We start from the raw sequence: 18,062 nt of genomic DNA, 5'->3' as shown, positions 1-18,062 counted from the left end.
GTTGATAAGTGAGTTCAGACATGAGCCGTGACGGAACGTCGGCCGGAGTAGAGCAGCAGAAGAACGACGAACGAGAATATCACCATGCCGCCCGCGAGCCAGTGCGCCTGCGCGTATTCGAGCGCCTCGACGTGATCGAAGATCTGCACGGACACGACGCGCGTGCGCCCCGGAATATTGCCGCCGATCATCAGCACGACGCCGAATTCGCCGACGGTATGTGCGAAGCCGAGAATCGTCGCCGTGACGATGCCCGGCCGCGCGAGCGGCAGCGCCACCGTGAGAAACGTGTCCCACGGACCGGCGCGCAATGTCGCGGCGGCTTCGAGCGGACGGCGCCCGATCGCTTCGAACGCATTCTGCAGCGGCTGCACGACGAACGGCATCGAATAGATCACCGAGCCGACGACGAGCCCCGTGAACGTGAACGGCAGCAAGCCGATACCGAGCGCCTGCGTGATCTTGCCGACATAACCGTTCGGCCCCATCAGCACGAGCAGATAGAAGCCGATGACCGTCGGCGGCAGCACGAGCGGCAGCGCCACCACCGCGCCGACGACGCCCTTCAGTTTCGAACGCGTATGCGTGAGCCACCACGCGATCGGCGTGCCGACGACGAGCAGGAGCACCGTTGTCAGCGACGCGAGTTTGAGCGTCAGCGTAATAGCCTGGAGATCGGCGCTATCGAGCGGCATCGGCGAAATTAGAGTTGATAACCGTAGGACTTGATGACTTCGGCGGCCTTCGGACCCTTCAGGTACTCGATGAACTGCTTCGCGACCGGATTGTCCTTGCCCTTGTTCAGGATAACCGCGTCCTGTTTGATTGGCTCGTGGAGGTTCGCCGGCACGATCCACGCCGAGCCGCTCGTGACCTTGCCGTTCTTGTAGATCTGCGACAGCGCGACGAAGCCGAGCTCCGCGTTGCCGGTCGCGACGAACTGCTGCGTCTGTGAAATGTTCTGGCCTTCGACGACCTTGGGCTTGATTTCTGCTGCGAGGCCGAGCTTGTCGAGCGTCTGATAGCCGGCGAGACCGTACGGCGCGGCCTTCGGGTTCGCGATCGCGATGTGCTTGAACGCGTTCTTCTTCAGCACGTCGCCTTTATCGTCGACGTAGCCGTCTTTCGCGGACCACAGCGCGAGCGCGCCCGTCGCGTAGGTGAAGCGGCTGCCGGGCACGGTCGCGCCTTCGCTGTCGAGCTTGGCGGGCGTGGCGTCGTCGGCGGCGAGGAACACTTCGAACGGCGCGCCGTTCTTGATCTGCGCGTAGAACTGACCCGTCGCGCCGAACGATGCGACGACCTTGTTGCCGGTGTCTTTCTCGAAGTCGGCGGCGATCGCCTGCACGGGCGCCGTGAAGTTGGCCGCGACCGCGACCTGCACTTCGCCGGCCAGCGCGGATGCCGAAGCAATGCCCGCAGCGAGCGGAACGAACGCGCAAAGCAAAGCGCGCAGAATACGAGTCATCACGTAAAGCTCCTTGAACCGAGTTGAAATTCTGCTTATGGAACGACTTCAGGCGGCGCGTTGGAGGCCGCGAGCGTGTGGCCGTAGGGTCCGGCGAGCACCGTAATATATACGAGTATATTGCGTCGGTGCATGGGTTTCGGCGCGACTCGTCGGATGATTGTTTGATGGACTCATTGTGAGTGACACTCAAAAATATGAGTTGACCGTTTTCATGTTTTCCGATGAAACTGATCGCCGAAAGGTAAATTGCCAGCCACGATGAACTGAGCCGCGCTCAATTCGAGCGCGCAGGAGACGAAGCATGACCGACGCAACGAATCTGCAACGCCTGAAGCTCGGCATCGAAGGCCACGTCGCGCGCGTGACGCTCGATCGCCCCGACGTGCGCAACGCCTTCGACGACGCGACCGTCGTCGAGCTGACCGCCGCCTTCCGCGCGCTCGACGACGACGCCAACGTGCGCGTTATCGTGCTTGCCGCGAACGGTCCGGCATTCTGCGCGGGCGCCGATCTCAACTGGATGAAGCGCATGGCGGGCTATTCGGAAGCGGAAAATCGCGCCGATGCGCTCGGTCTCGCCACCATGCTCAACACGATTTACGCCTGCTCGAAGCCGGTCATCGCGCGTGTGCAGGGCGACGCCTACGCGGGCGGCATGGGACTCGTCGCCGTGTGCGATATCGCGGTCGCGGCGGACACGGCGCACTTCTGTCTCTCCGAAGCGAAGCTCGGCCTGATGCCCGCGACGATCGCGCCGTACGTGGTCCGCGCGATGGGCGCGCGCGCGGCGCATCGCTATTTCGTGACGGCCGAGCGCTTCGATGCCGCCGAAGCGCTGCGTCTCGGTTTCGTGCACGAAGCCGTCGCCGCCGATCAGCTCGATGCGCGCGTCGAAGCGATCGCCGCGAGCATCGCCGTGAACAGTCCGAACGCCGTGCGCGAATGCAAGAAGCTCGTCGCGGATTTCGCGGGCAAGGAGATCGACGAATCGTCGATCGGCGAGACGGCGGAGCGCATCGCGCGCATCCGCGCATCGGACGAAGGGCGCGAAGGCGTGCGCAGCTTCCTCGAGAAGCGCAAGCCGTCCTGGCTCGTTTGAAGCACCGGAGGAATCGACGTGATTACGCTGCATCACTGCGTGAGCGCGCGCTCGTTCCGGCCGCTGTGGGCGCTGGAAGAAATCGGCGTGCCGTATGAACTGAAGATGCTGCCGTTTCCGCCGCGCGTGTTCGCGCGCGGTTTCAAGGACGTGAATCCACTCGGCACGATTCCGGCGCTCACCGACGATGCGGACGACGCGCTTTTCATGACCGAATCGTCGGCGATCTGCCAGTATCTGGCGGCGCGCTATTCGCCGGGCGCGCTCGATGTCGCGCCGCACGAGGCCGATTTCGGCCGTTATCTCAACTTCGTGCATTTCGGCGAAGCGACGCTCACGTTTCCGCAGACGCTCGTGCTTCGCTACGCGCATCTGGAGCCGCCGGAGCGGCTGCAGCCGCAGATCGTCGAGGATTACGCGCGCTGGTTCCACGCGCGTCTGCGCACGCTCGCGCCGCTGCTCGACGCGCAGCCGTATCTGTGCGCGGGGCGTTTCACGGCGGCGGACATTTCCGTCGGCTACGCGCTGATGCTCGCGGAATTGCTGGGGCAGAGCGCGCACTTCGCGCCATCGATCGCGGAATACTGGCGGCGTCTGCGCGAACGCGAAGGCTTCGTCCGCGCGCTCGAGGCGCAGGAAGCCGCGGCGCTCGCGCAAGGCGTATCGACGACGGCGTCGCCACTGCTGCGTCCGTAGTTACCCTCCTTCACGTCCCCCCGTCCGTAGGGCTGTGCGAAGCGCCGCGCAGCCGTACTCTTCACATCACGCGCTGACGTTCACGCGCGCCGATTCAGAGAGTCTTACTTGACGAGGTTGGCGATGATCGTTCTTTCCTGGTTCCTGTCGGTTGTCCTTGCGCTGCTCGCGACGGCCACCATTGCGATGGCGCTGCCGACATCCCCCGCGGACGAACTGAACGCCACCGCGCCGCAATCGATTTTCAGCATCGAGATGAATCGCTTCGACGCGGTGCTCGCGTCGTGCATGCCGAATGTCGACTGAAGACGACGACGACGACGGCGGCGCGCGCGGGGCGCGTCGTTGGGCGGCGGAAGTAAGTGTTGTCGAATCAATGCGTTGCAGCAAAATCTGAAACGATATCCACAGGCTTGTGCCCAGTTTCTGTGGACAACATAAAGCATCGAGGCCGAAGAGCCTGGGAAGATAACCCCAAGCCAGGCGCCACGGGCGCGTCAGGAGACCAACCGACGCAGCAGCAGAATCCGCCGATAATGACGGTTCCACGACAACCGGCGTCGAACCAGGAACCGCATGACCGCCAATCTTCCCAACGTCTGGGACGACGATTACCGGCGCTGGCTCGCCGAACTGAAACTGCGTGTCGAGCGCGCGCGCCAGCGGGCGGCGGCCAGCGCGAACCGGGAGCTCGTCACGCTGTATTGGCAGATCGGCCGCGATATTCTCGATCGTCAGCGGCGACAGGGCTGGGGCGCGGGCGTCATCGATCAGCTCGCGCGCGATCTGAAATCGGCGTTTCCCGACATGCGCGGCTTTTCACCGCGCAATCTGAAATACATGCGCGCGCTCGCGCAGGCGTGGCCGGACGAGGCATTCGTGCAGCAGCCTGCTGCACAATTGCCGTGGTTCCATCTCTGCACGCTGCTCGACAAGCTCAAGAATCAGGACGATCGAAGCTGGTACGCGGCGAAGGCGCTGGAGCACGGCTGGTCGCGCCAGATTCTCGTGATGCAGATCGAAACCGCCGCGCACACGCGCAGCGGCAGCGCGATCACCAATTTCGACGAGCGCCTGCCGCCGCCGCAATCCGATCTGGCGCGCGACGCGCTCAAGGATCCATACATCTTCGATTTCCTCGGACTCGCCGAAAACGCGCAGGAACGCGATATCGAACAGGCGCTCACCCAGCACATCACACGCTTTCTGCTGGAGCTGGGCGCAGGCTTCGCGTTCGTCGGACGGCAGTATCGGCTGGATGTGGGCGGCGACGAGTTCTTCATCGATCTGCTGTTCTATCACCTGAAGCTGCGCTGCTACGTGGTGGTCGAACTGAAGACGACGCCGTTCAAGCCCGAATACGCTGGCCAGCTCAATTTCTACCTCTCCGCTGTCGATGCGCAACTGAAGGCGCCCGACGATCAGCCGACGATCGGGCTTTTGCTGTGCAAGGAGAAGAACCGGCTGGTCGCCGAATATGCGCTGCGCGGCGTCGCGAAGCCGATGGGCGTCGCCGAATATCAGCTGCTGCGTGAAGTTCCGGCATCGCTGGAGACGACCCTGCCTTCGATCGACCAGATCGAGGCCGAATTGCGCGGCGACATGCCAGACGAGCGGTGAAGCGGCCAGAAAATTAGGCCAAAAAAAAGCCCGCTTCAGTTGAGCGGGCTTGAATCCACATCGGTTGAGACATGGAGGAGACAGGTGTTAGTATAAACCCTTAAGCCTCCACGTCAACACCTAAAACAAAAAAAATCGCAATCGGTAATCGACCGCAGCAAATTTGCAACACATCGGCGGCGGTCACTGCTTGCCGAGGCTGTGATAGTAGGCGGCCAGATTGGCGACGTCCGCGTCGGACAAGGTTTTCGCCATCATCGACATCATTTCGTTCTTGCGCTCGCCCGTGCGGAAATCGTTGAGCGCCTTCACGAGATATTCCTCCGTCTGCCCGGCGAGATTGGGCGCTTCCGGCAGTTTCGACATTCCGTCGATGCCATGACACGCCGCGCACGCCGTCGCCTTCGCGCGCCCGGCTTTGATGTCGCCGGCCGCGAACGACGCGGAAGCGCCCGCCGCCAGAACGCCCGCGAGCACCGCCGCCGTCAGCGCGACCCTCATTTGGCCCCCGAATACGAAATGCGATAGATCGCGCCCGCGTAGTCATCGGAGACGAGCATCGAGCCGTCTTGCAGCATCTGCACGTCGGCGGGACGGCCCATGTACTCACCGCTGCTCGTCAGCCAGCCTTCCGCGAAGACTTCCGCCTCGCCTGCGGTGCCGTCGTCCTTGATCGGCGTGAACATGATGCGCGCGCCGATCGGCTTCGTGCGGTTCCACGAGCCGTGCTCCGCAACGAAGATGCCGCCCTGATACTTCTGCGGGAACATCTTCCCGTTGTAGAACGACATGCCGAGATCGGCGGCATGCGCGGCGAACTCGACCTGCGGAAACACGAGACCCGCCGGCGGATTCTGGTCCTTGTATTCCACCGTTCGCACCTTGCCGCCGCCGTACCACGGAAAGCCGAAGTTCTCGCCGCCCTTGGTCGCGCGATTCAGCTCGCCCGGCGGGGTGTCGTCGCCCATGCCGTCGACCTGGTTATCGGTGAACCAGAGCGTCTTGTCCTTCGGATTGAAATCGAGACCGACCGAATTGCGCACGCCGTGCGCGTAGACTTCGCGGTTCTTGCCGTCCTGATCCAGACGGATGATGCCCGCGAGCCCATTCCTGTCGAGTTCGGCGAGCTTGTCTTTCGGCGGCACGTTCCACGGCTGGCCGAGCGCGATGTACAGCTTCTTGTCCGGCCCGACGCGGCAGTAGCGCGCGCCGTGATTGAAGCTTTCGAACTGCGTCGGGATCAGCTTGCCCTGCGGGACGACGACCGCCGCGGCGACATCCGGTCCGCCTTCGCCGAAGAACTGCGCCGCCGGGAAGCCGAGCACGCGGTTCTGCTCGACCACGTAGAGCACGCCGTCCGGCGAGAAGCAGACGCCATTGGGCACCTTGAACGTCACCGACGACGCAAACTGCACGACATCGCTCGCTACGCGTTGCTTGGTCCGGTCAGTCACCTGCCACACGCGATTTTTGCGGCTGCCGACGAACACGACGCCCGTCGAAGGCTCGATCGTCATCGCGCGGGCCTCGGGCACGACGGCGTATAGCTCGATTTTGAAGCCGGGCGGCAATTTGATCTGCTCGAGATTCTTGCGCAGCGCATCGGCCGTCTGGCCAGCTTGCGGAATGGTTTCCGGCGGTGCGGCATTGCCCGTCTGCCGGAAATTCGAAAGCGCGTTGATGTTGTCCTGCGCGGCGTTCGCGTGCGGCACGCAGGCGATCATCGCGCCGACGGCCAACGGCAAAAGCTTGAACGTTGCGTTCATCCGGTTTGTCTCCTGTTGTTGTTAATAACCGGAGCGGACGTTTCGGTGGCGCCGTCCGGTTCCATGCAAAGCAAAAGGTGCTCTCGGAATTGCACTGAACAAAACACGGCCACTTCCGCCGACGCGCGCATCGCACGACGCTTCGGCAATGAAAACAATCTTAGGATAGAAATCGCTTAAGTAAGCAGCGGATGACTAAGTTTCGCTGCGGCGCGCGGTTGCATGCGGCATCTATTTCCGGCCGTCGAAGAGAAAGACGTCGGTGCGGTCCGGGCTCGGCAACGCGACGAGTAGACGCGCGCCGTCGAGCACCGCGTGACCGGTCACGGTCGTTTCGGGAAGCGGGCAGGGCGCGGGGCCGAAGGTCACGGAGACGTCGTAGGCGTTCGCGCCTTGGTGCGGCGCCGTCGTGCCTTTGAAGATGCAGCCGGATGTCGTCGTGCCGGCGAGATAGCCGTCGCCCGCGACCGTGATGCGCGTCTGCGTCGTTCCGCCGAGCGACATGCCGCGTCCGCTGTACAGGCCGCCCGCGTTGGCGCGGCTCGGCGCGATGTCGAGCATCGGCGCGGCGTTGGCGGAAAACGCGAGCCCCGCGCCGTCGTCCTTGTTCGCGACAGTTCCGTCGACGGCGGGCGCGCGCGCGAAGTTCACGCTGAAAACGGCCGCCGACGCAGGCGCCTTGCCCACGCGATAGTCGAATGCGGCGTCGCTGATGAAGCGGCCATCGCCCGATTGCTTGCCGCTCTTCGCGACCGCGACGCCCGCGAGCCCCGCGCCGCCCGCGCTTGCGTAGAAGAGATAGGCGGTGCCGTCGAAAAGCATGAGAAGCGTGGCTTGCGCCGTGCTGCCCGTGAGCGAGCCTTTGTAGACGCCGCCCGAAGGTAGCGTCGTCGTAACGGCGCCGGGCGGCGGCGCGGAGTTGGAACCGCCGGTGGAACATGCAGCGAGAGCGATGGCGCAAACCACGAAGGGAATTGCGTTTCTTGTCATTCTGCACTCCGGTCGCGAGCGATGAGAGTCCTGTATAAGCGCTTCAATCATGCAGGTCAAGCGCGTCGCGCCGGCTCATTCAGCGCTCATTCGGCCTCTTTACGATGCTTTGCATGGCAACGCGATACGCGAAACGCGAGCCGAAACCAACAAGACATCGTCCGATCTGAGGAGCAAGAACATGAACAAGTCGACTATCGCGGTCTGCGCTTTGGCCGTCGCCTGCACGGTGGGCATGAGCGGTTGCGCATCGATGGGAAGTTCCGCCGACATCTACGACAGCATGCAGACGCAACACGAGGAAACGGTGCGTATGGCGACCGTCGAAAGCGTGCGCGGCGTGACGATCGAGAACAACGACGTCCATCCGGCTCCGTTCGGCGCGATCGGTGGCGGCCTGCTCGGCGCGGTGGCGGGCAGCGCGGTCGGAGAAGGACACGGCTCGCTGCTTGCCGGCGTGATCGGCGGCATTGCGGGCGCGGTCGCGGGCGATCAAATTCAAGATCATCTCGAACGGCAGAAGGGACTCGAAATCACCGTGCGTCTCGACAACGGCGATTTGCGCGCGATCACCCAGGCCGCCGATGGCCAGATGTTCTACGCCGGCCAGCGCGTGCGTTTGCTGTCGAGCGGCGGCATCACGCGCGTGACGGCGTGATCGTGTGAAGGAAGTGTGAACGTGCAGAATGAGCGGATCGTGAGGTGCGTTCGGATGGGAAGCAATCGGCGGATCATCGTGTTCGGCGCGTTCGACCGGCATAACTTCGGCGACATGTTGTTCGCGCATGTCGTCGCGGCCTTGCTCGCTGAACGCCGTCCGAACGTCGAACCGATATTCGCCGGATGCGCGCGGCGCGAACTGCGCGCGCACGGCGGCCACGGCGTCGCCGCGCTTTCGCAACTGGCCGCGCGCTGGCGCGACGAGCCCGTCGTGCTGATCCACGCGGGCGGCGAGTTGCTGACGTGCGACGCGTGGGAAGCCGCCGTGATGCTGAAGAATCCCGACGAAGCGCAAGCCTGCATCGCCCGATACGAGTCGCGCGCGGCGGATCGAAACGCGTGGGCGCGCGCCGAACTCGGCATGGACGCGCTCGCGCCGTACGTCATCGGCCGCGGGATGTTTCCGCGAGCGGCGTCGATTTCCTTCGATGCGATCGGCGGCGCGACGCTCGACGCCCGCGATGCCGCGTTTCAGGCGGAAGTGCTGGCCAAGCTCCGTTCAGCCGATGACATCAGCGTCCGAGACACGCACACGCAAGCCTTCCTGAAGCGCGCGGGAATCGACGCGCGCCTCGTCCCCGATCCGGCATCGATGGTCGCCGAGCTTTTCGACGCGCGCATCCGGACGCGCGCCGGCGCATGCCGCGCGTTCCCGCGCGGTTATCTGGCCGTCCAGTTCAGCGCGGATTTCGGCGACGACGCGACGCTCGCGCAAATCGCGCATCAACTGGATCTGATCGGCGCATCGACGGGACTGGGCATCGCGCTGTTTCGCGCGGGCGCGGCGCCGTGGCACGACGACATCGCGGTCTACGAGCGCATGGCGGCGCGTATGCGCCATCCGTCGGTGACGATCTTCGATTCGCTCGACATCTGGGACATCTGCGCGCTGATCGCGAAAAGCGACGGTTACGCGGGCAGCAGCCTGCATGGCCGGATCGTCGCGATGGCGTACGGCTTGCCGCGCGTGAATATCGCGCACGCGGACGCGGCCAAGCAGCGCGCGTACGCCTCGACGTGGGAGATCGCGGGCGCGCCGGGTGTGGTGAGCATCGCCGAATTGCACGCCGCCATGCACGAAGCGCGGGCGATGGATCGCGCGGCGCTTCGCGAGACGGCATCGGCGCTCGCGAAGGCGCATCGGGCGGGATTCGAGCGTGTCGCGCGATCGGCGCTCGGGCCATGAAGACGCGAAATCCGGATACGACCTGACGGCCGCCGAAAGCGGCGCGAAGGCTTCCGGAAAGACGGGATCGGCGCTGGCTGAATAACGCGCCCGGATGCTTCGGGCCGATGCGGGCGAAGGTAGGATGACGGCTTTCGTTCACGCGCCGCAGGTCCATTCCGAATGAATAGCATCACGAAACTCTTCAAGGTCGAAACGATCAATTCACGCGAGGTGACGGTCGAGTTCATCCGCGCGCTGTGGCATTTGCGCTCGCTGCTCGGCACGCTGCTGATGGCGTTCTTCGCGCTCTGCGCGGCGATGTTCTGGCTCGGCGCGCCCGTCGAAACCGCGACGCACGCGCGCGTTTCGTTCGGCGCAACCGTCTATTACTGCGGCGTGACGGCGCTGACCATCGGATACGGCGATGTCGTCGCGACGACGGGCATCGGGCGAGCCTTGTCGATGTTGCTGGGCTTGTATGGCGTGCTCGTCACCGGCACGACGACGGCGGTGGCCGTGTTCGCGGTCCAGCGCGCGGTGAAACGCGATCCGCGACACGCGCCCTGAAGATCGCCGCGTTCCGTCCTATGCTTCATCAGGCGCCATCGAAGGGAGCGACAACGTCATGAACAGCCTCGAAGGAAAGATCGTCGCCATCACGGGCGGCTTCGGCAGTCTCGGACTCGCGACGGCGCGCGTGCTCGCGCAACGCGGCGCGCGGGTCGCGCTGATCGGCCACGGCGCGGCGTCGGAAGCGTTGCCCGCGCCGCTCGGCGACGCCTGCATCGTGACCGGCATCGATCTGACGGATGCGAAATCGGCGCAACAAGCCATCGATACGGTCGTTCAGCGGACGGGCGGCCTCGATGCGCTCGTGAACGTCGCCGGCGCATTCGCCTGGGAAACGGTCGCGGACGGCAGCGCCGACACCTGGCAAGCGATGTTCGATGTCAACGTGAAGACCGCGCTCAACGCATCGAAGGCCGCGCTCGCGCAACTGGGCGCGAAGGAAGGCGGGCGCATCGTCAATGTCGGCGCGCTCGCGGCGATGAAAGCGGGCATGGGGATGGGCGCTTACGCGGCATCGAAGGCCGCGCTGTTGCGCCTGACCGAAGCGCTCGCCGAAGAGTTGAAGGACACGGGCGTGACGGTGAACGCGGTGTTGCCGTCGATCATCGATACCGCGCCGAATCGCCGCGACATGCCCGACGCCGATTTCTCCCGCTGGGTGCGGCCCGAAGCGCTCGGCGCGGTGATCGCGTTCCTGCTTTCGCCGGATGCGCAATGCATCACGGGCGCGGCGATTCCGGTGACGGGACGCGTCTGACGTTTCAGCGCGACTGCGCCTTGAAGCCTTCGCCCTGCATGCCCGCGCGATCCACCGCCGCAATGCGGTTGCGGCCGTTGTCCTTCGCCTGATACAACTGCGCGTCGGTCAGATTGATGAACGCCGTCACGTCCATGCGCTCGCCCGGAACGACGGTTCCCACGCCGAAGCTCGCCGTCACTCGCTGATCGTGCGGCGAGCGCACGTGCGCAATCGCTTCCTCGGCGATCAGCGCGCGGCAACGCTCCGCGACGCGTATCGCGGATTCGGCGTCGGTATCGGCGAGAATCAGCGCGAATTCCTCGCCGCCGAACCGGCCGAGAAAGTGCTGCGGACCCGCCGCCTCGCCGAGCACGCGCGCAATGCGCTTCAGACACTCGTCGCCCTGAACGTGGCCGTAGTAATCGTTGTACGACTTGAAGAAGTCGATATCGATCATCACGAGCGACAGCGGCTTGCCCGAATCCTTCGCGGCATGCCATTCGCGCGCCATCACGTCGTCGAAGCGGCGGCGGTTGCCGACGCCCGTCAGGCTGTCGCTGAACGACAGGCGTTCCAGTTCGCGCTGCATTTGCGCGAGCTTTTCTTCGGTGCGCTTGCGTTCGCTGATATCGAACATGAAGCCGATCAGCGCCTCGACCTCGCCTTTCTCGTTGCGCTCGACGTGCACGACATCGCGCAGCCACACGTAGCCGCCGTCGCGGGTGAGCGCGCGGTAATCCGCTTCGTGATCCGTGCCCGCCTTCGATTGAGAGACGCAGAAGTTGACGACTGCTTCGCGGTCGTCGGGATGCATGCGCTCGGCCCAGTCGTTGACCGTTTTCCACGACGACGGCGCCCAGCCGAGCAAGGCCTCGATCTGCGGGCCGATGTAGGCGAATTCCATCGTCGCCCAGTCGATCTTCCACGGAATCGCCTTGGTCGATTCGAGCAGCGTGCGATAGACGGCGTGATCGTCCTCGCCGAGCGCGCGCTCGGGCGGCGCGAGTGTGTCTTCGTGCCGCAGGAAAGCGGCCTGGAGCGAACTGTCGGATGGGGCGCGATTCATCGTGTGCGGTGGCGGCGATGCCTGGTGGACGTGTGCGTGTGTTATCGGCAACGTCCGCCGATTCTGAAGTCGCGCGTGAGGTTTCGGACTTTACTGGTGGGAAGTGCGCGCGCAGTCGCCTATGCTCGCCGGGTAGCTGCAACGCTACAAGGTGGTCTCGTACCTTTGCCCCGACAGGGTCGGGGCTTTTTTTCGCCCGATCGACGTCCTCACCCCTCCCCCCACACCACAAAGTGCATGACATCGGTGCGCGCCTCGTCGAAGCCCGCTTCGCAATAAGCCAGATACAGCCGCCACGTCCGCACGAAGGCTTCATCGAATCCTTGCGCGCGGACTGCGTCGGCGTGCATCTCGAACGCGTCTCGCCAACACCTCAGCGTCCTTGCGTAATCCGCGCCGAACGAAAGCGTCGCGCGTGCATCGAGCCCCGCGCGCCGCGCCGCGCGTGCGAAGCGCTCCGGGCTCGGCAGCATGCCGCCCGGAAAGATCGTCTCGCGGATGAAGTCACTGGACGCGCGATACGCGGCAAAGCGCGCATCGTCGACGGTGATCGACTGCACGAGCGCCTTCGCGCCCGGCGCGAGACAGCGGCGCAGCACGCGGAAATACGCCGGCCAGAACCGTTCGCCCACGGCTTCGAACATTTCGATCGACACCACCGCGTCGTACTGTCCATACACATCGCGATAGTCGCGCAGTTCGATATCGACAAGCCCGCTCAAACCTTCGCGCGCTACGCGTTCCACGGCGAACGCATGCTGCGCGGTCGAAACGGTCACGCCGTGCACGCGTATGCCGAGACGCGCCGCGTGCCGCGCGAAGGCGCCCCAGCCGCAGCCGATCTCCAGCACGCGCATCCCCGCCGTGAGTCCGAGCGTATCGACGATGCGCCGATACTTCCGTTCCTGCGCCGCTTCGAGCGGAAGACCGGCGTCGCCATCGAACCATGCGCTCGAATACGTCCACGTCGGATCGAGCCAGAGCCCGTAGAACGCGTTGCCGATGTCGTAATGCGCGTGAATGTTGCGGCGGCTCCCCGCGCGCGTGTTCAGGCGCAGACGATGCCGCACGTTGTGCCAGCACCGCGCGACAAAGCCGCCCGCGACCGTGCGCGCGAGCGCCGTCTCGTTGCGGATCGCGAGCCGCAGCAGGGCGCACGGATCGGGCGTATCGAGCCATTTCGCCCGATACGCCCGCGCGAAGCCGATGTCGCCCGCGCGCAGAATCGCCCGGCACGCGCGCCAGTCGCGGATGAAAAGAAGCGCGGCTGGTTGCATCAGCGGATCGCCGAACACAGAGCGCCCGCCATCCGGCATGACGAGCACGAGATGTCCGACGCTGATGCGACGCAGAAGGCCGAGAAAGATCCGCGCGGACATCGGCATCGCCGATGTCGCGGAGAAAGATCGCAGCAGGTTCATGGTCCCGTCTCGTCCCTCGTCGGTGGATGCTTGCCGTAAAAAGGCACGCGCTTCATCCACAGCCGCAGCGCCTGCCAGTGAATGCGCGCAATGACGCCCGCGGCGAAGAGCGGCGCGCACAAGAGCGTGCGACACGCGAGCGCGCCGGTGAGCGGCCGCGCGACGAGACCGATCGCGGTGCGCAGCAGCAGCCCGTCGCGGTCGCGATAATCGATCGAGATGCTCAAGCGGTCGCCACGCTGCCGCACGCGAAACGCGTAGTCGCCGGCGACATCGCAAAAGGGCGAAACGTGCAGCGTCTTGCGGCAGACGAGCACGGTGTCTTCGACGATCGGCGCATGATCCTGCGCGCTCAGCATATAGCCGCGATGCTCGCCGAAGGTGTTGCGCACATCGGCGTAAAGCGCGCGCAACGCGCCTGCGCGGTCATGACAGAACCAGAAGCTCACCGGATTGAACGCGTAGCCGAAGACGCGCGGAATCGTCAGAAGATGGATTTCGCCGTCGGCGGGAATGCGCGACTGCGCGAGGCACGCGCGCATCCATAGATCGAGATCGCAGTGTTCGCGCGCGCCGTAATCGCATCGAAACAGCGCGAGCGGCCGAATGCGGTCGATGCCGAACCACGCACAGCGCAACGCGTCGAGACGCGCGACGTCGCAACGCACGTAGCGCACCGGATACTCGAAGCGATGCCGCGCCGGACGCAGCCGCTCGTGCATCACGCGGCCCGTCAGCCATTGCGCCGTCTTCATGGTCGCGCCCATGCCGGCTGGACGCCGAAATCGCGCGCGACGCGCAACGCCGATTTCAGGCCGTCTTCGTGAAAGCCGTAGCCGGTCCACGCGCCCGCGTGCCACGTCCGGCGCACGCCCTGAATGCGCGGCAGACGCGCCTGAGCATCGATGGCGGCGAGATCGAAGAGCGGATGTTCGTATTCGTAGCGGCCGAGTTGCGTGCGAGGCGCGGGTTCATCGACGGGATTGAGCGTGACGATGACCGGCATCCTGAAAGGAAGCGGCTGAAGCTGATTGAGCAGATAGCTCACGCAGACGGGCGCGGCCGCGTCGCGCGCAAGCGCCGCACGCGCGCCGATGTAGTTCCAGGCCGACCACACGCGGCGGCGGCGCGGCAAGAGCGCGCAATCCGTATGCAGCACCGCGATGTTGCGCTGATACCGCACGGCGCCGAGCACTGCGCGCTCATCGGCGGATGCGTCGTCGATGAGGCGCAGGCTCGTCGGTGCGTGCGTCGCGAGCACGACGGCATCGAAGCGCTCGGGACCGGCATCGTCGGTCATCACGGTGACGCCGTTGTCGTCGCGGCGCACGCCTCGCACGGGCGCGCGCGTGCGTACGTCGTCGAGCGTGGCCGCGATGCGCCGCACATACTCGCGCGCGCCGCCCGCGACGGTCTTCCACGGCGGCCGGCCGTTCACCTGCAATAGCGCGTGATTGAGACAGAAGCGCAGGAACGTGGCGGCGGGAAAGCGCAGGATGTCGTGCGCGGCGCTCGACCAGATCGCCGCGGCCATCGGCAGAAGATAGTGGCGCTGAAACGGCGCGCCGTATCCGCCCTCGACGAGCAGTTCGCCGACCGAGCAGCGCGTCGCGCTCACGCGTTCGAGCTGCCTATGAGCCGATGCATTGAAGCGCAGAATGTCGCCCAGCATGCCGATGAACGACGGCGAGAAGAGATTGCGCCGCTGCGCGAACACGGTGTTGAGGTTTGTGCCCGCCCATTCGAAGCGTCCGCCGTCGAGCGAAACGGAAAACGTCATGTCGCTGCGATGCGCCGCGACGCCGAGTTCATCGAACAGCGCGATGAGATTGGGATACGTTCGGTCGTTGAACACGAGAAAGCCCGTATCGACGGGATGCTGCACGCCGTCGAGCGCGACATCGACGGTATGCGTATGGCCGCCGAGATAATCGGCGGCTTCGAAAAGCGTCACGCGATGCGCGCGCGAGAGCAGATACGCGCTCGCGAGACCGGCGATCCCCGCGCCGATCACCGCGATGCGCTGCTGTCTTTCTTTTGTCGATGATTCCATGACGGGCGGTCTCCTCGCGCCAAAAGGTCTCCTCGCGCCGCGTGGACGTGGCTGTTCCAGACGAGTGCGAGATCAAATACGAGAAAGACGCGCGCGCGGATGCACGCGCGCCGCGCTGCTTCAGTCGCGCTGACCGGGACTTTGGAATCCCGGCTGACCGATCTGCTCCGGCGATTGCGGCACGCGGCTAAAACGCGCGGTGTCGTAGCCCATCGCGTCGAGGCGCGCGAGCATCGAGCGATAGATGTCGTCGCTCATCGCCGGCTCGCGCGAGAAGATCCAGCCGAGCTTTCTGTTCGGATAGCCGAGGATCGTGTAGCGATAATCCGGATCGACGTAGAGCGTGAGTTGCGTCACGCGTATCGGCCAGAAGAGTTGCACGCTCCATTCGCCGCCGTTGCTGCCGGGCTTCACGGTATCGAAGAAACGATGCGTCGTTTCCTCTTGCTCGAAGCCGTTCTTGCGGCCGAAAAAGACGTCGTCGATTTTTCCGTCCGCGCGCAGCGACCATTCGACATGCGTGCCCACGAAATCGCGTTCCGCGAAGTACGGAATATTCGCGATGACATACCAGCGCCCCATGTAGCGCGGCACGTCCACGGCAACGGTTTCGAGCGGTCGGTTCGCTCGCGGATTCGGATTCGGCGGACTCGAACAGCTCGCCACCGCCACGACGACGCCGGCCGCCACCAGCGCCACGATGAGCGCCCGCTTCGTGTTTGTCATGACATCACCTTTATCGGACGCTTCTCGAACAGATAGTGCGCGACGCCCCATTCGCGGCCGCGCGCGTAGCCGAACAACTCGGCCACCGCCATGTAGAACATGCGCCAGCGCTGAAACCAGATGGCGGCCGCATCGCCATAGACGTCGCGCAGCATCGGCATGACGCGATCGCGAGCGGCATCGAGATTCGCGAGCCATTGATTCGCCGTGCGCGCGTAGTGCGTGCCGTTCATCCACCAATGACGCGTGACGCGCAAATCGTCCTGAAAGTGCAGCAGCAAGGACGCGGATGGCATCGTGCCGCCGGTGAAGAAATAGCGCGACATCCAGTCGCCGCCGTCGCGCGATGTGAAGTGATACGCAAGCGTCGCGTGCGCGAAGTGGTGGACAAAAAGTCGTCCATCATCGGCGAGCCAGCGCGCGATCTTCGCGAGCAACAGGCCGTAATGCTTCATGTGCTCGAACATTTCGATCGACAGAATGCGATCGAACGGCGTCTCGTCGTGCGCGAAATCGAAATCGACGACATCGCCCGTCACGACGCGCAAGTTGCGAAGGCCGCGCTGCCGCGCCCGCGCTTCGATGAACGCGCGTTGCCCGCCCGAATTAGACAGCGCGACGATTTGCGCGCGCGGATAACGCTCCGCCATCCACAGCGCGAGCGAGCCCCAGCCGCAGCCGAGATCGAGGATGCGTTGACCATCGGCGAGTTGCGCGCGCTCGGCATAGCGTTCGAGCATCGCGAGTTCGGATTGCGCGAGCGTTTCGTCGCCGAGCGGGTACAGACCGCACGAGTACTTCAGGCGCGGGCCGAGGTGCGCTTCGAAGAACGCATCGGGCAGCTCGTAATGCTGCGCGTTGGCGGCGTGCGTATCGATCGCGATCGGGCTCGCGCGCAGTTCGTTCAGAAAGCGCTCGAACGCCTGCGTGCGTTGTGCGTTGTCGTTCGCATATTCGTCGATGAGACGCTGACGGATCAGCAGGCGCATGCCGGCGCGCACGAGCGCATCAGGCACGAGGCCGCGCTCGCACGCGCGAATGATGCGGCTTTCGTCGAGCGCGGGCATGTCGGCGGGTGCGGCGGGCGCGGATGAGGTATCGCGGGCGGTGATGTTCATCGGCGTGTCCTTGCTTTGTTCATGCGCGTTTACGCGGCCACGGAATCAGCGCGCTCGTCGTTCGCATGTAGTCGCGATAGCCGTCGCGCGTATCGGCGAGATGCGCTTCGAGAATCGGAATGCCCGATACCTTCAGCAGCAGCCACGCCATCAGCACGGGCGGCGCGAGCGTCGCCCAGCCCCACGGCATGCCGATCGAGAGCACCGCGTACGCGAGCCAATGCACGCATTCGAAGAAGTAATTCGGATGACGCGAATAGCGCCACCAGCCATCGCGGCACACTTTTCCGCGATGCGCGGGATCGGCGGCGAAGCGCTTGAGTTGACGATCGGCCGCCGCTTCGCCCGCGACCGCGACGATCCACACGGCGGCGAATCCCGCGATGCACAGCGGACTCGCCGCCTCGCGCGCATAGGCGGGCACGAAGAACGCGATGGCAAGCAGCATCGAAATGAACGCCTGCAACTGGAAGAAGCCGAGCATGTTGCGCGCGGCGTGTTCGCCCCAGCGTTCGCGAAACGCGCGATAGCGCGTGTCTTCCGGCTTGCCGCGATTGCGCCGCCACAGATGCCGCGCGAGCCGCGCGCTCCAGAGCCCGCCGCCCGCCGCGACGCATACGCGATTGACCGTCGCGCCTGTCCCGCACGCGGCGATGACGAGCGCGGCCGCGCCGAGCGAAGCGGCCCAGAGCGGATCGACCATGCCCGCGTTTTCCGTGCGCAACTGCCAGAGCCACGCGGCAAAAAAGACCAGCACGAATCCGCTGACGACGACGAGCACGGTGACGATGAAAGGCATGGCGGCTCCGCGAACAGGCGTTCACCGAGTCATACGGATG

20 protein-coding genes are annotated in these 18,062 nt (G+C 64.9%); 8 read left to right on the top strand and 12 right to left on the bottom strand.

Annotated features, from left to right (window positions below; all coding sequences use genetic code 11):
* Nucleotides 1–14: 14 nt before the first annotated feature.
* Both modB and modA read right to left on the bottom strand, forming a co-directional pair.
* Entirely contained in the window at nt 15–695 is a 681-nt protein-coding gene (gene modB, locus BG60_RS17555; protein ID WP_008347175.1) for a molybdate ABC transporter permease subunit, read from the bottom strand.
* An 8-nt stretch (nt 696–703) separates the two neighbouring features.
* A complete protein-coding gene (gene modA / locus BG60_RS17550) occupies nt 704–1,468 on the bottom strand; it encodes a molybdate ABC transporter substrate-binding protein (RefSeq protein WP_008347177.1) in 765 nt (254 codons plus the stop codon).
* A 304-nt stretch (nt 1,469–1,772) separates the two neighbouring features.
* Between modA and BG60_RS17545 the strand changes: the two genes are divergently transcribed.
* The 4 genes from BG60_RS17545 to BG60_RS17530 all read left to right on the top strand — a co-directional run bounded on the left by BG60_RS17545 (nt 1,773) and on the right by BG60_RS17530 (nt 4,886).
* The gene (locus BG60_RS17545; RefSeq protein ID WP_008347178.1) at nt 1,773–2,570 is read left to right on the top strand and encodes an enoyl-CoA hydratase/isomerase family protein; all 798 of its coding nucleotides are present in this window, start codon (nt 1,773–1,775) and stop codon (nt 2,568–2,570) included.
* Nucleotides 2,571–2,588: 18 nt separating this feature from the next.
* Nucleotides 2,589–3,266 carry a glutathione S-transferase family protein gene (locus tag BG60_RS17540; RefSeq protein ID WP_008347180.1) on the top strand — a complete coding sequence of 226 codons (678 nt, stop codon included), beginning with the start codon at nt 2,589–2,591 and terminating at the stop codon, nt 3,264–3,266.
* 123 nt (nt 3,267–3,389) lie between these two features.
* Nucleotides 3,390–3,572: a hypothetical protein gene (locus BG60_RS17535; RefSeq protein ID WP_008347182.1), complete on the top strand. Its 183-nt coding sequence runs from the start codon at nt 3,390–3,392 to the stop codon at nt 3,570–3,572.
* A 270-nt stretch (nt 3,573–3,842) separates the two neighbouring features.
* Nucleotides 3,843–4,886: a PDDEXK nuclease domain-containing protein gene (locus BG60_RS17530; protein WP_008347183.1), complete on the top strand. Its 1,044-nt coding sequence runs from the start codon at nt 3,843–3,845 to the stop codon at nt 4,884–4,886.
* A gap of 183 nt (nt 4,887–5,069) precedes the next feature.
* Here the strand turns inward: BG60_RS17530 and BG60_RS17525 are convergent, their stop codons facing one another.
* The 3 genes from BG60_RS17525 to BG60_RS17515 all read right to left on the bottom strand — a co-directional run bounded on the left by BG60_RS17525 (nt 5,070) and on the right by BG60_RS17515 (nt 7,642).
* Complete coding sequence (locus BG60_RS17525; RefSeq protein WP_008347185.1) at nt 5,070–5,387, bottom strand: c-type cytochrome; 318 nt, start codon at nt 5,385–5,387, stop codon at nt 5,070–5,072.
* Nucleotides 5,384–6,652, bottom strand: coding sequence for a PQQ-dependent sugar dehydrogenase (locus BG60_RS17520; protein ID WP_034472221.1), 1,269 nt, complete (start codon nt 6,650–6,652; stop codon nt 5,384–5,386). The genes BG60_RS17525 and BG60_RS17520 overlap by 4 nt, the downstream gene beginning before the upstream one ends.
* A 231-nt stretch (nt 6,653–6,883) precedes the next feature.
* Nucleotides 6,884–7,642 carry a hypothetical protein gene (locus BG60_RS17515; RefSeq protein WP_008347188.1) on the bottom strand — a complete coding sequence of 253 codons (759 nt, stop codon included), beginning with the start codon at nt 7,640–7,642 and terminating at the stop codon, nt 6,884–6,886.
* A gap of 181 nt (nt 7,643–7,823) precedes the next feature.
* Between BG60_RS17515 and BG60_RS17510 the strand changes: the two genes are divergently transcribed.
* From BG60_RS17510 to BG60_RS17495, 4 genes are all read left to right on the top strand, one after another.
* Entirely contained in the window at nt 7,824–8,300 is a 477-nt protein-coding gene (locus tag BG60_RS17510; RefSeq protein WP_033535903.1) for an outer membrane lipoprotein, read from the top strand.
* A 54-nt stretch (nt 8,301–8,354) separates the two neighbouring features.
* On the top strand, nt 8,355–9,548 hold the full coding sequence (locus BG60_RS17505; protein WP_008347193.1) for a polysaccharide pyruvyl transferase family protein: 1,194 nt from the start codon (nt 8,355–8,357) through the stop codon (nt 9,546–9,548).
* A gap of 162 nt (nt 9,549–9,710) precedes the next feature.
* Entirely contained in the window at nt 9,711–10,097 is a 387-nt protein-coding gene (locus BG60_RS17500) for a potassium channel family protein (protein WP_008347195.1), read from the top strand.
* 58 nt (nt 10,098–10,155) lie between these two features.
* The gene (locus tag BG60_RS17495) at nt 10,156–10,857 is read left to right on the top strand and encodes an SDR family NAD(P)-dependent oxidoreductase (RefSeq protein WP_008347197.1); all 702 of its coding nucleotides are present in this window, start codon (nt 10,156–10,158) and stop codon (nt 10,855–10,857) included.
* Nucleotides 10,858–10,861: 4 nt separating this feature from the next.
* On the opposite strand, the gene BG60_RS17490 is transcribed toward BG60_RS17495, so the two are convergent.
* The 7 genes from BG60_RS17490 to BG60_RS17460 all read right to left on the bottom strand — a co-directional run bounded on the left by BG60_RS17490 (nt 10,862) and on the right by BG60_RS17460 (nt 18,022).
* A complete protein-coding gene (locus BG60_RS17490) occupies nt 10,862–11,905 on the bottom strand; it encodes a sensor domain-containing diguanylate cyclase (protein ID WP_008347198.1) in 1,044 nt (347 codons plus the stop codon).
* Nucleotides 11,906–12,114: 209 nt separating this feature from the next.
* Nucleotides 12,115–13,326, bottom strand: coding sequence for an SAM-dependent methyltransferase (locus tag BG60_RS17485; protein ID WP_008347200.1), 1,212 nt, complete (start codon nt 13,324–13,326; stop codon nt 12,115–12,117).
* Nucleotides 13,323–14,093: a DUF1365 domain-containing protein gene (locus tag BG60_RS17480; RefSeq protein ID WP_008347202.1), complete on the bottom strand. Its 771-nt coding sequence runs from the start codon at nt 14,091–14,093 to the stop codon at nt 13,323–13,325. The genes BG60_RS17485 and BG60_RS17480 overlap by 4 nt, the downstream gene beginning before the upstream one ends.
* A complete protein-coding gene (locus BG60_RS17475; RefSeq protein WP_008347203.1) occupies nt 14,078–15,379 on the bottom strand; it encodes an NAD(P)/FAD-dependent oxidoreductase in 1,302 nt (433 codons plus the stop codon). The genes BG60_RS17480 and BG60_RS17475 overlap by 16 nt, the downstream gene beginning before the upstream one ends.
* Before the next feature lie 120 nt (nt 15,380–15,499).
* A complete protein-coding gene (locus BG60_RS17470) occupies nt 15,500–16,105 on the bottom strand; it encodes a lipocalin family protein (RefSeq protein WP_034472220.1) in 606 nt (201 codons plus the stop codon).
* Nucleotides 16,102–17,223: an SAM-dependent methyltransferase gene (locus BG60_RS17465; protein ID WP_008347208.1), complete on the bottom strand. Its 1,122-nt coding sequence runs from the start codon at nt 17,221–17,223 to the stop codon at nt 16,102–16,104. Before BG60_RS17465 ends, BG60_RS17470 begins: the two co-directional genes overlap by 4 nt.
* Nucleotides 17,224–17,242: 19 nt before the next feature.
* Complete coding sequence (locus BG60_RS17460) at nt 17,243–18,022, bottom strand: DUF1295 domain-containing protein (protein WP_034472218.1); 780 nt, start codon at nt 18,020–18,022, stop codon at nt 17,243–17,245.
* Between the last annotated feature and the right edge of the window lie 40 nt (nt 18,023–18,062).

Source organism: Caballeronia zhejiangensis, from assembly GCF_000698575.1.
Taxonomy (GTDB): Bacteria; Pseudomonadota; Gammaproteobacteria; order Burkholderiales; family Burkholderiaceae; genus Caballeronia; species Caballeronia zhejiangensis.
The sequence above is the reverse complement of the archived record's forward strand: the minus strand, read 5'-3'. Positions and strand labels throughout refer to the sequence as shown.